Origin of the sequence: Mycobacterium sp. (assembly GCF_035697385.1) — a bacterium.
In the GTDB taxonomy this organism is placed as follows: domain Bacteria; phylum Actinomycetota; class Actinomycetes; order Mycobacteriales; family Mycobacteriaceae; genus Mycobacterium.
In genome coordinates this window covers 1-11712 of record NZ_DASSCY010000201.1, presented here as the reverse complement: position 1 = coordinate 11712, position 11712 = coordinate 1, and the positions used below count along the sequence as shown (strand labels likewise).

14 protein-coding genes are annotated in these 11712 nt (G+C 66.4%); 7 read left to right on the top strand and 7 right to left on the bottom strand.

The window, feature by feature from the left end:
• Window positions 1-12: 12 nt before the first annotated feature.
• Window positions 13-546 (top strand): gamma carbonic anhydrase family protein, encoded by a 534-nt coding sequence (locus tag VFH65_RS16360; RefSeq protein WP_353322831.1) that lies wholly within the window; start codon window positions 13-15, stop codon window positions 544-546.
• On the opposite strand, the gene VFH65_RS16355 is transcribed toward VFH65_RS16360, so the two are convergent.
• Complete coding sequence (locus VFH65_RS16355) at window positions 543-1574, bottom strand: aldo/keto reductase (protein WP_353322830.1); 1032 nt, start codon at window positions 1572-1574, stop codon at window positions 543-545. The two genes, VFH65_RS16360 and VFH65_RS16355, sit on opposite strands and share 4 nt — an antisense overlap.
• Window positions 1575-1662: 88 nt before the next feature.
• Between VFH65_RS16355 and VFH65_RS16350 the strand changes: the two genes are divergently transcribed.
• The 3 genes from VFH65_RS16350 to VFH65_RS16340 are packed head-to-tail and all read left to right on the top strand — an operon-like array spanning window position 1663 to window position 4120.
• Window positions 1663-2286: a TetR-like C-terminal domain-containing protein gene (locus VFH65_RS16350; RefSeq protein WP_353322829.1), complete on the top strand. Its 624-nt coding sequence runs from the start codon at window positions 1663-1665 to the stop codon at window positions 2284-2286.
• Window positions 2283-3431, top strand: coding sequence for an NAD(P)H-binding protein (locus tag VFH65_RS16345; protein WP_353322827.1), 1149 nt, complete (start codon window positions 2283-2285; stop codon window positions 3429-3431). The genes VFH65_RS16350 and VFH65_RS16345 overlap by 4 nt, the downstream gene beginning before the upstream one ends.
• On the top strand, window positions 3428-4120 hold the full coding sequence (locus tag VFH65_RS16340) for a CPBP family intramembrane glutamic endopeptidase (RefSeq protein ID WP_353322826.1): 693 nt from the start codon (window positions 3428-3430) through the stop codon (window positions 4118-4120). Before VFH65_RS16345 ends, VFH65_RS16340 begins: the two co-directional genes overlap by 4 nt.
• Window positions 4121-4127: 7 nt before the next feature.
• On the opposite strand, the gene tet(V) is transcribed toward VFH65_RS16340, so the two are convergent.
• Together tet(V) and VFH65_RS16330 are read right to left on the bottom strand one after the other, a co-directional pair.
• Window positions 4128-5411, bottom strand: a complete 1284-nt coding sequence (tet(V), locus tag VFH65_RS16335) for a tetracycline efflux MFS transporter Tet(V) (protein WP_353322825.1) — start codon at window positions 5409-5411, stop codon at window positions 4128-4130.
• Between the two features lie 127 nt (window positions 5412-5538).
• Window positions 5539-6360, bottom strand: a complete 822-nt coding sequence (locus VFH65_RS16330) for an enoyl-CoA hydratase (protein ID WP_353322824.1) — start codon at window positions 6358-6360, stop codon at window positions 5539-5541.
• Window positions 6361-6439: 79 nt separating this feature from the next.
• On the opposite strand from VFH65_RS16330, the gene VFH65_RS16325 reads away from it, so the two are divergent.
• Genes VFH65_RS16325 through VFH65_RS16315 form a run of 3 tightly spaced genes read left to right on the top strand, consistent with a single transcriptional unit; the run spans window position 6440 to window position 9299 of the window.
• Window positions 6440-7531: a CaiB/BaiF CoA transferase family protein gene (locus tag VFH65_RS16325; protein ID WP_353322823.1), complete on the top strand. Its 1092-nt coding sequence runs from the start codon at window positions 6440-6442 to the stop codon at window positions 7529-7531.
• 17 nt (window positions 7532-7548) lie between these two features.
• A complete protein-coding gene (locus VFH65_RS16320; RefSeq protein ID WP_353322821.1) occupies window positions 7549-8301 on the top strand; it encodes a 3-hydroxyacyl-CoA dehydrogenase in 753 nt (250 codons plus the stop codon).
• A complete protein-coding gene (locus VFH65_RS16315) occupies window positions 8301-9299 on the top strand; it encodes an NAD(P)H-dependent flavin oxidoreductase (protein ID WP_353322820.1) in 999 nt (332 codons plus the stop codon). Before VFH65_RS16320 ends, VFH65_RS16315 begins: the two co-directional genes overlap by 1 nt.
• Before the next feature lie 77 nt (window positions 9300-9376).
• Here VFH65_RS16315 and VFH65_RS16310 read toward each other — a convergent pair whose 3' ends face one another.
• The 4 genes from VFH65_RS16310 to VFH65_RS16295 all read right to left on the bottom strand — a co-directional run.
• Window positions 9377-9532, bottom strand: a complete 156-nt coding sequence (locus VFH65_RS16310; protein ID WP_353322946.1) for a hypothetical protein — start codon at window positions 9530-9532, stop codon at window positions 9377-9379.
• 59 nt (window positions 9533-9591) lie between these two features.
• Entirely contained in the window at window positions 9592-10011 is a 420-nt protein-coding gene (locus VFH65_RS16305; RefSeq protein ID WP_353322819.1) for a transposase, read from the bottom strand.
• Entirely contained in the window at window positions 9903-11105 is a 1203-nt protein-coding gene (locus VFH65_RS16300) for an RNA-guided endonuclease InsQ/TnpB family protein (protein WP_353322817.1), read from the bottom strand. The genes VFH65_RS16305 and VFH65_RS16300 overlap by 109 nt, the downstream gene beginning before the upstream one ends.
• Window positions 11106-11292: 187 nt before the next feature.
• Window positions 11293-11712 (bottom strand): DoxX family protein (locus tag VFH65_RS16295; RefSeq protein ID WP_353322816.1); only part of this gene is annotated, 420 nt, incomplete at its 5' end.

The window sequence follows — 11712 nt, the reverse complement described above, 5'->3', positions numbered from 1 at the left end:
CGGGTGAATACGATGACGCGCATGCATGAGCCGCTGATCCTGCCCATTCGCGGTCGCGCGCCCCAACTGCATCCCGAATCCTGGATTGCCCCAAATGCAAGCGTGATCGGTCAGGTCACGCTCGCCGCCAGGGCCAGCGTCTGGTACGGAGCCACGTTGCGCGCCGAGGCCGAGCCCATCGAGATCGGATTCGGCACCAATATCCAGGACGGGGTGACGATCCACGTCGACCCCGAGTTCCCGGTCAGCATCGGCGCAGGCGTCAGCGTCGGCCACAACGCGGTCCTGCACGGCTGCGTCGTCGAAGACGATGCGCTCATCGGCATGGGCGCGGTCATCCTCAACGGCGCACACATCGGGACGGGCTCGCTGATCGCTGCGAGTGCACTGGTTCCGCAGGGCATCGTCGTGCCGCCGCGGTCACTGGTGACGGGAGTGCCTGGCAGTGTTCGGCGCGAGCTCAGTGACGCCGAGGTCGCCAACAACCGCCACAATGCGCAGGTCTACCAGCGGCTCATCGAGGTGCACCGCGACGCCACCAGCTAGACCGCAATGGGCGGATTGAGCCGCGCGAACCCCTCCTGGCGGAAGTACGGGAAGTAGGGATACGGGGCCTCGCGGGCGCTGACGGCGTCGAGCCGTGCGATCTGCTCGGCGTCGAGTCGCCAGCCGACCGCCCCGAGGTTGTCGCGAAGCTGCGCCTCGTCGCGGGCGCCGATGATCACCGACGACACCGTCGGCCGGCGCAGCAGCCAGTTGAGGGCGATCTGCGGCACAGTCTTGCCCGTCTCGGCCGCGATCTCGTCGAGCACATCGACGATCGCGAACAGCGCCTCGTCGTCCACGGGTGGACCCGCGGCGGCGGTCGCATGCAGCCGGCTGCGACCGGGCAGCGGTTGGCCACGGCGGATCTTTCCCGTCAACCGGCCCCAGCCCAGCGGGCTCCACACGATGGCCCCGACGCCTTCCTCGAGGCCCAGCGGCATGAGTTCCCACTCGTAGTCGCGGCCGACGAGCGAGTAGTACACCTGATGCGCGACATAGCGTGGTCGGTGGCTCTCGTCGGCGCACGCCAGCGACTTCATCAGCTGCCACCCGGAGAAGTTGGATACGCCGGTGTAGCGGACCTTTCCCTGCTCGACGAGCATCTGCAGGGTTTGCAGCACCTCGTCGATCGGTGTGTACGCGTCGTAACCGTGCAGCTGGAACAGGTCGATGCGGTCAGTTTTGAGCCGGCACAGCGCGGTGTCGACGGCCCGAAGAAGCCGTGAGCGCGACGACCCCCAATCGTCGGGGCCGGTTGGCAGGCTGGCCTTGGTCGAGATCAGCACGTCGTCGCGCCGTCCGCGCAGCGCCTCGCCCAAGACCTGCTCCGATGCGCCATCGGAATACACGTCGGCCGTATCGAACAGGTTGATTCCTGCGTCGAGGCACAGGTCGATCAACGCGCGGGCCTGTTTGACGTCGGTGTCGCCCCATGCCCCGAAGAAGTCGCCTACTCCGCCGAATGTGGCCGTACCCAGGCTCAATTCGGACACTACGAGGCCCGAGTCGCCGACCCGTCGATACTCCATACTTCCTCCTTAAAAGGACTGTAGTTTCGTTAACACTCTATCGGCACAACAGCATCTAATGAAACTCTGTTCCCGTTAACATGGGTTCATGACTGAATCGGGCACAACGCGACCGGGTGGGCGGACCGCCGCCGTGCGGGCGGCGGTGCTGCGCGCCACCGGCGACATGCTGGTCGAGTCGGGCCTGCACGGGCTGGAACTCACCGATGTCGCCCAACGCGCGGGTGTTGGCAAGTCGACCGTGTACCGCCGCTGGGGGTCCGTGCCCGCGTTGGTGACCGATCTGCTGTGCGACATGGCCGAGCAATCGCTGCCCCGCGCCGATACCGGATCGCTTCGGGGCGATCTGCGTGCGAATGCCGCGCTGGTGCGGCGCACGCTGGCGGATCCCCGGCAGGGCCGGCTTTTCAAGGCGATCATCGCCGCAGCCACGTGTGATCAGCGGACGGCCGAGGCGTTATCGACGTTCTATGACCGCCGTGTCACGGAGTGGTCGGGATGTGTGGTCGACGCGGTCGCCAGGGGTGAAGCCCCCCAAGGGACTGATGCGGCGGCTGCCATCCGGCAGGTATCCGCGCCGCTCTACTACCAATTCCTCACCAGCACAAGACGTCTCACCGCTAAGGATGCACACCGCGCGGTGGATGCGGCGATGGCCGGCATCGCTGCTGGCGTTTTCGTACGGAGTGGGCGGGGTACAGCCGTACGGTGAATACCGTGCGGATCCTGGTTGCCGGCGCCACCGGCTACGTCGGTTCGCGGCTCGTCACCGCCCTGCTAGACGCGGGGCACGACGTCGTCGCTGCCACCCGAAACCCTGCGCGGTTGGCCGATTTCGGCTGGCACGACGACATCACGGGCGTGACTCTGGACGCCCATGACGAGGCGTCTGCGAAGAACGCTTTCGCCGAGGCGGGTCCGATCGACGTGTTGTATTACCTGGTGCACGGCATCGGCCAGCCCGACTTCCGCGATGCCGACAACCTTGCCGCCGGCAATGTCGCGAGCGCGGCGAAGGAGGCCGGTGTCCGTCGAATCGTGTATCTCGGCGGTTTCGTCCCCGACGAAGAGGACCTCTCCGAGCACCTGACCAGCCGCGCCGAGGTCGCACACGCGTTGAGCATCGAGGGCGGGCCCGAGGTGGTGTGGTTGGGTGCGGCGATGATCATCGGGGCCGGGTCGACGTCGTTCGAGATGCTCCGCTACGTCGGCGACCGGTTTCTGTTCATCCCGCTGCCGGAGTGGTCGGCGAACCCGATCGACCCGATCTCGATCTCCGACGTGCTCCACTACCTCGTCGCGGCCGCCGATTCCGACCGGGTGCCTGCGGGCGCATACGACATCTACGGCCCCGAGACCACCTCCTACGGTGACCTACTGCGGGCCTACGCGCGAATATCGGGCAAGTGGCGCGCCGGGCTGCCCATCCATGGCGTAAAGACCGGGGTCGTGTCGTGGATGACGTCGGCCGTGCTCCCCGTGCCGGGCGGGCTGGCCTCGGATCTGGTGGAGTCCCTTGACCATCCGATGATGGCGTCGGAAGGGCGACTGCGCGACGTGGTAGGGGACCCGCCTGGCGGCCTGATCTGTATTGACGACGCGATCTCCCGCGCGCTGAGGAGTAACCGGCCCCAGCCCGTCAACGCGCTCACCGATCCACACCATCTCGCCGACACGGACCCGATCTGGGCCGGCGGCGACACACTGCGCCTTCAGCAGTTGGCCCGGGCGATCACGCCGCCGTTCGTCCACCCGGTCTTTGGTCTGTTCGGCGCCGTGCCGGGCCCCGTCGCCGCCGCGGTGCGCACTGGGCTGGACACGTTGGTCAGCCTCGTACCGAAGGCGAACCCCGCATGACCCTGCGCGAAGTGCGCGACATCGCCACGACTGTTGCTGTGCCCTATCACGAACCGCCCGCACTGATTCGGCGCCGTCGCATCGTCGTCGCTGTCGTACTGGTGATCGGCGCTGCGCTGCTTGGGTATTCCCTGACTCGTCAGCCCGGCGACTCGTCGTTCTACTGGCTTACCCTTGCGCTGGCGGCGGTGTGGACCGTCGGCGCGTTCGCGTCGGGCCCGCTGCACTTGGGGTGTGTGCGGTTCCGCGGCCGAAACCAGCGCCCGTGGATCACCGGGACGCTGGTGGGCGTGGCGGCCGGTGGCGCGTTCCTGGTCGGTGGCCTGGTGGCGCGCGAGATCCCCGGAGTGCGCGAATACATCACGCGGGTACTGGAATTCGCTGACTACGGGCCGCTGGCGCTGGTGGTGTTCATCACCGTGGTCAACGGTGTCGCCGAGGAACTGTACTTTCGTGGCGCGCTGTACACCGCGTTGGGCAACGCCTATCCCGCCATCATCTCGACGATCGTCAACGTCGCGGCCGTGCTGGCCACCCGTAATCCGATGCTGGCGTTCGCCGCAGTGATCCTCGGCGCCGTGTGCGCATACGAGCGCCGAGTCACCGGCGGGGTGCTGGCACCTGTACTCACCCACTTCTTCTGGGGCCTGATCATGGTGCTGGCGTTGCCGCCGGTGTTCGGCGTCTAACGCTGGATTATCCCCGCAGGGGGTGGGCCAACTCGTCCTGGCGCATCCGCGCGGCCCACATGGCCACCGCCGCCAGCAGCACAGGCGCGATGCCAGCCACCAAGAAGATCGTCTGCATGGAAACGACTTTCGACAGCGGCCCGACGATCGCGAACGAGACCGGCATGAAGGCCAGCGACACGAAGAAGTCCAGGCTCGATACCCGGCCCAGCATCTCGGTCGGGACGCGCCGCTGAAGCAGCGTGCCCCAGATGACCATGCCCGCTCCGTCGGTGAAGCCGATGACGAACGTCGCAACGGCCATCACCGCGAACGACGACGTGAAGCCGAACACCACCAGTGGGATCGAGCCGACACTCCACATCATCAGCATCACCGTGAGGTAGCGACGCGGCAGCCGGCCCGATGACACTGCCAGAGCGCCGAGAGCGCTACCGAGGCCGAAGAACGCCAGAATGAAGCCGAACATCTGGGCGCCGTCCTCGAATCGCTGCTTGGCGATGAACGGCAGCAGGACTTCGATGGGGCCGAGGACCACGAGCACGAACATGCTCGCGAACAGAAGCGTCCAAAGCAGCCACGGTGTGCCCAGCATGAACACGAAGCCGTCGCGCAGATCGCGAAGCAGACGCGGCCGTTCCGTTTCCTGCGCAGGGGTTTTCATCGCCGGGCGGGTGGCCACCAGCAGTAGCAGCCCGATGGCGAACAGTACCGCGACGGCGACGGCGCCGAGACTGGGAAACGTCGCACCGACGACGACGCCGGCCACCGCGGGGCCGACGGCGCGCTGAAAGACGGGCCGCACCACGCCTTCCACTCCGTTGGCTGCCAACAGCTGTTCGGCAGGCAGGATTCGCGGCAGGATGGCGCTGTAGGCGGGGAAGAAGAACGCCGCGGCGATACCCAACGCCGCCGCGGCGACCGCCATGTGCCAGATCTGCAGGGCGCCAAGAAGACCCAGCACGGCGATGGCGGAGACGGCGATGACGTTGACCGTTTCGACGGCGATGATGATCGCGCGCTGGCTGATCCGGTCGGCGGCGATTCCACCGACGAGGACGAAGGCGACCAGGCCGGCGCCCAAGCACGTCGCAACCAGGGACAGCGACGTCGGGTCGTTGGAAAGTTCGATGACCTGAAGCGCCATCACGACGGCCCACATGCCCTCGGCGAAGATCGACAAGGACACCGCCGCCATCAGCAGGCGGTACTCGCGGGACCGAAAGGGTGCGAGTACGCGCCAACCGCCGGCGTTGGCCACCGGCTGTTCAACGTCGTATTGCGTACTCACCCGTCGATGGTGTCCGACGGACTGCGGGGAAGTCCAACGATTTTCGGGTCTTCAAGCGCCGCGAGCGACCGCTTTTGTACGCATCTACGCGGCGTGTCGCCGTGCAAACACGGTCGGTCGCGGGGAGTTAGGCGTCGGTGAAGTTCGCTGGCCGGCGCTGCTGAAACGCCTTGGTGCCCTCCCGGAAATCGTTGGATTCCAGTAGCTGCAACTGGCCCTGCGTCTCCCGCTCGAACGCAGCCTCGAGCTCGGTGAGCGTCGCGGCGTTGACGGCCTGCTTGGTCTTGCGCAGCGCCACTACGGGCCCGGACACCAGCGTCGAGATCACCTTGTCCACTTCGACGTCAAACTCGTCGGCCGGATAGACGGCGGTGACCAGTCCCCAGTCGAGTGCCTCCGCGGCCGAGATGCGCTCGGCCAACAACGCCATCCGCATGGCGCGGTGACGGCCGACCGACGCCGCGATCAACGCCGACGCACCGCCGTCCGGCATCAACCCGATCTTCGTGAAGGCAAGCATGAAAAGCGCCTTTTCCGAGGCCAATACGACGTCGCACGCCAAAGCCAACGATGCGCCGACGCCTGCCGCCGGTCCCTGCACCACGGCCACAGCCGGCTGCGGCAGGTTCACGATCGAGCGGACCGCGCGGTTGGCCGCGTCGAGCACATCGGCCGGGGTGCCGCTCGCGCCAGGGTTGGCGTGGTCTTCCTCGCTGATCCCCGCACCTGAGGAAAAGCCGCGACCCGATCCGCCGAGTCGCACAACTTTGACCCGCGGATCGCCGGCGGCTCGTCCCAACGTGTCGCCGATGGCGGTCAGCATCGCCGCCGTCAGCGAGTTGAGGCTGTCCGGCCGGTTCATCGTCACCGACAGCACGCCATCGGTCAGCGCGACGGACAGGTCGTCGATGCCGGCATAGGTCTGCGCGGCGGAGTCGATCGTTGTCATGGCTGCACCCTAGATCCGGCCGACTTGGTTATACAAGTAAGCTATGTCGGCGGTCGACCAACGGAGGGCGGTTATAGGCATGGCGGGACCACTGCACGGTTTGCGAGTCATCGAATTAGCCAGCATCGGGCCTGGTCCACACGCCGCGATGATCCTCGGCGACCTCGGCGCCGACGTGGTGCGGATCGAGCGCCCTGGCAAGCTCGGGGGCATTCCGACCAGCAAGCGCGAAGCCACGCTGCGCAACCGTCGTTCCGTGGCCGCCAACCTCAAGACCGACGAGGGCCGGGACCTCGTGCTCAAGCTGGTCGCCAAGGCCGACGTGCTCGTCGAGGGCTTGCGGCCCGGCGTGACCGAGCGGCTGGGACTCGGGCCTGAGGACTGCTCGAAGGTCAACGAGCGCCTGGTCTACGCGCGGATGACGGGTTGGGGCCAGACGGGTCCGCGTCGCCTGCAGGCCGGACACGACATCAACTACATCTCGCTCAACGGTGTGCTGCACTCGATCGGCCGGGCAGGCGAACGCCCGGTCCCGCCGCTGAACCTCACCGGAGACTTCGGCGGGGGTTCGATGTTCTTGCTCGTCGGCATCCTCGCTGCGCTGTGGGAACGGCAGACGTCGGGCAAGGGCCAGGTGGTCGACGCGGCGATGGTCGACGGTTCCAGCGTGCTGGCCCAAATGATCTGGGCCTTCCGGGCCGACGGACTCTGGTCCGACGAGCGCGGAGTCAACATGCTCGACGGCGGCGCGCCTTACTACGACACCTACACATGTTCCGATGGGCGCCACATCGCGGTCGGCGCGATCGAACCGCAGTTCTATGCCGAGATGCTCAAAGGCCTCGGCCTCGATGGCGAAGACCTGCCCGCCCAGAACGACATCAGCCGCTGGCCCGAGTTGCGCGCCCGGCTGACCGAGGTCATCGCCTCCAAGGACCGCGACCACTGGGCGAAGGTCTTCGCCGACAGCGACGCATGCGTGACGCCGGTGCTGTCGTTCGGCGAGGTCGAAACCGAGCCGCACATCACCGAGCGCGACACCTTCTACCGCGACGGCGACTACCTGCAGCCGATGCCCGCGCCGCGGTTCTCCCGCAGCGTGCCCCCGACGCCAACCCCGCCCGGAGATGCCGGCGCGGATACCGAAGCCGTTCTACGCGACTGGGTATAGAGAGAGGAATTCACTAAGTGGAGATCAAAGACGCCGTAGCCGTTGTCACCGGCGGCGCCTCCGGGCTCGGCCTTGCCACCACGAAGCGTCTGCTGGACGCCGGTGCGCAGGTCGTCGTGCTCGACATCCGCGGCAAGGAGGCCGTCGCCGAGCTTGGTGACCGCGCCGTCTTCGCCGAGACCGACGTCACCAATGAAGCCGCGGTGACCGCCGCACTCGACGCCGCCGAAAAGCTTGGGCCGCTTCGCATCGCCGTGAACTGTGCAGGCACTGGAAACGCGATGAAGACGTTGAGCAAGGACGGCCCTTTTCCGCTCGATGCGTTCCGAAAGATCGTTGAGATCAACCTGATCGGCACCTTCAACGTGATCAGGCTTGCCGCCGAGCGCATGGCCAAGACCGAACCGGTCGGGGAGGAGCGAGGCGTCATCGTCAACACGGCGTCGGTCGCGGCCTTCGACGGCCAGGTCGGCCAGGCGGCGTATTCGGCATCCAAGGGCGGGGTCGTCGGTATGACGCTGCCGATCGCCCGCGATCTGTCTCGCGAGCTCATCCGCGTCGTCACCATTGCACCCGGCCTGTTCGACACGCCGCTACTGGCCGGGTTGCCCGAGCCGGCCCGGGAGTCGCTGGGCAAGCAGGTGCCCCACCCGTCGCGCCTCGGTAAGCCAGACGAGTACGGCGCGCTGGCCGTGCACATCGTGGAGAACCCGATGCTCAACGGCGAGGTCATTCGCCTGGACGGCGCGATCCGGATGGCACCGCGCTGATGACATTGACGACGAAGTTCACTGAGACCTTCGGGGTCGAGCACCCCATTGTGCAGGGCGGTATGCAGTGGGTGGGGCGCGCGGAACTCGTTGCGGCGGTGGCGAACTCGGGCGCTCTGGGTTTTCTGACCGCGCTGACCCAGCCGACGCCTGCGGATTTGGCCCGCGAGATCGCCAAGACGCGGGAGCTGACCGACAGGCCGTTCGGCGTGAACCTGACGATCCTGCCGACCATCAACCCGCCGCCTTATGACGAGTACCGCCAGGTGATCGTCGACGCCGGCATCAAGATCGTGGAGACCGCGGGATCCAATCCGGCGCCGCACTTGCCGATGTTCCATGAGAACGGGATCAAGGTGCTTCACAAGTGCACCTCGGTGCGGCATGCGGTGAAAGCGCAGAGTCTGGGTGTCGACGGCATCAGCATCGACGGCTTCGAGTGCGCCGGCCATCCCGGCGAGGACGACATTCCGGGCCTGGTATTGATTCCGGCGGCCGCATCGAAGATCACGATTCCGATGATCGCGTCCGGCGGGTTCGCCGACGCGCGCGGTCTGGTGGCGGCACTGGCGCTGGGTGCCGATGGCATCAACATGGGCAGTCGCTTCATGTGCACGGTGGAGTCGTCGATCCATCAGAACGTCAAGGAAGCGATCGTCGCAGGAAGTGAGCTCGACACCGAGCTGATCTTCCGGCCGCTGCGCAACACCGCCAGGGTGGCGAGCAATGCGGTGTCGCGCGAGGTCGTGGAGATCCTGAACAACGGCGGACAGTTCCCCGACGTGAAGGATCTGGTCGCAGGCGTGCGCGGCAACAAGGTGTATGAGGTCGGTGACGTCGACGCCGGCATCTGGTCCGTCGGCACCTCGATGGGCCTGATCAACGACATCCCGACGGTCGGGGAATTGGTGTCACGCATCGTCGACGAGGCCGAAGACCTGATCACTGGCCGGCTTGGCGACATGCTCGAGCCGCCGGCAGAAGAGAACGTGGCCTAAGAAAATAGGAGATCGACAAGGCGCCCTGTCGGGCAAACTAGTCCCGGGTGAGCGCGCGCCGCGTGGCGCGCGCTTGCTCAGACTGCGGTTGGCAGCGGGTGCTCGTCGTCGAGCTGCTCCGAGGTATCGCCCTCTACCAGGACATCGCCGTGGTAGAGCGCCTCGAAGTCAACCTTGATGACATCAGCACTGGTGTCGTCGATCCACATGTACTGAACAGTAGGTGTCACCATTAAGAGGACTTTGAGTCACGATTCGGAAAATGGTGGCAATCCTACTTACGGGTAGGTTTCTAGCCAGTAAAGCGTGCCGAACCGCTCTTATGAGTTGATCGGCACCGCCCTTCTCGGGCGATCGTCGGTTCTGAAGCCGCTGTCGCAGTCCGAACGTCGGTTCCCGCGTCACCCGGGTCGGTTTCACCGGCACACGAAGGCTGCTGGTCAGCGCCGTCCCGTCGGCGGGCGTTGGTGGCCCGGCCTCCGTGCTTGGGGGTCCGGGGGTCGAGGTGATGCTGTTCGCCCCAGTGGGCGAGGTTCGTCGCGGCGTTCGCGTCGCGGTCGGCGGAATGGCCGCACGTGCAGGTGAACACGCGATCGGCGAGGGTCAGATCGCGGTTGATGGCCCCGCAAACCGGGCACAGCCTGCTCGACGGAAACCACCGATCGGCGATGACGAGTTCGCCGCCACGCCATGCCTGTTTGTAGGCCAGCATCCGCGCGAACTCGGCCCAGCCCGCATCCGAGATCGCCCTGGCGAGGCGGTGGTTGGCCAGCACCCGGACACATTCAGGCCTTCGATGACGAGCCGGTCGTGAGTCTTGACCAGCGCGTTGGAGACCTGATGCAGGAAATGCCGCCGGATATTGGCAACGTGATGGTGGTGCCGCGCGAGCTTGGCTGCGGCGGCATGGCGGTTACGGGATCCTTTCTTCTTGCGCGATACCGATTTCGCCAGCCGACGTTGCCGTTGGAGGCCGCCGGCAAGCGCTTTCGGCCCCTCCTGAAAGCGGGCGACTTCGGTGCCGTCCGCGTCGGCGCCTACCAGGAACGCCGACAGGCCGCGGTCGATGCCGACCCAGCCGCTGAGATCGTTAGGTTCGTGGGCCGGGTGCTGGTAGGCCGGGTGCAGGTCGGCGGTCTCCAGGTTCAGCGCTACCCACCACCGACCCGCGCGGCGGCTGATAGTGGCGAACAGGATCTTCGCCCGGCCCGTGGCGAGCATGCGCCGCAGCCGCCGGGTATCGTCGTGCACCCCGATCTGCCCGATACCCGGCAGTGTGATCGAGCGGGGCCGATTGTTCTCGCCGACGCGGATCGCAGGCGGGCGGCCCTCGCGGTGCTTATTGCGCAGTCGAAACGATGGCAGAGCACCGCTTTTCTTCTTGAACTTCGGGAAACCGACGCGTTTGCCCTTGCGCTTGCCCGAGCGGGAGTCCGACCAGGATTTCAATCCTTGGCCCAGATCAACGGCGGCTTCCTCAAACACCTGCTGGCACACCTGGGCACGCCAGGCGAGACCGGTCGCCTCGGTGTCGACGGTGCCCTCGGCGTCGACGACGAACATCCGGCCGGCGTCCTCGGTTTTCTTCCACGCGTTGAACGCGTTGATCAGATCAAACCCGCTCCACGGCACCTCGGTGCCTGGATCGATGCTGCGTTGGGTGAGGGCGGTTTTCACCAGCGCAAGGCACTGGTTGAACGCGAACCGTGACGCCCCGGCATGCCGAGCCAGCACCATGCAATGCTCGACCGTGGGGTCAAGGCAGAACTTGAATGTGGCGTGCCGGCTCATCTCGCCAGCGAGCATTCCAGCACCCACCGACAGCATCCCGACGCGCAGTGTGGTGTCGGCCGGGTGTGACCACGGGCGGCTGGCTGTGACCCGAAACGCCTTCGCGGTCGGCGACGCTACGACTCAGATTTGTCGGATACCGTATGGGTGCGCATCGCCGATTTCACCGTGCCGAAGGTAGCCACGTGGTGGACAGCCATGTTTAGCCAGTAGGCATCGCTGGCGGGGCGGTGAAGTGGATGGGGTTGGTCCCGTTCAGCAAAACCCAGGTCAAGACAGCGGCGACGACCGCCACGACCAGCAGTCCAACTGCGATCCGGGAAGACCATCCGGCCCGGCCGAAGATCTTGGCGTCGGCCGAGTAGGCGCCGGCGCCGGTGAACAGCAGCGCCGTCGCCCCGACCGCCACCATGAACGGCACGTTGAACGGCTCAGACCAGAATGCGGCCGCCGAGACGTTGACCGCCCAGGCGTCGATCATCGCGGCGATTACCGCACACGCCGCCAAGGGCGTCAGCACGCCCAAAACCAGCCCGATTCCGCCGAGGGTTTCCGCGGCCGTGACCATGAAAGCGGCGAATTTCGGTAGCCGCCAGCCACCGGTCTCCATGAAGCCGGACGT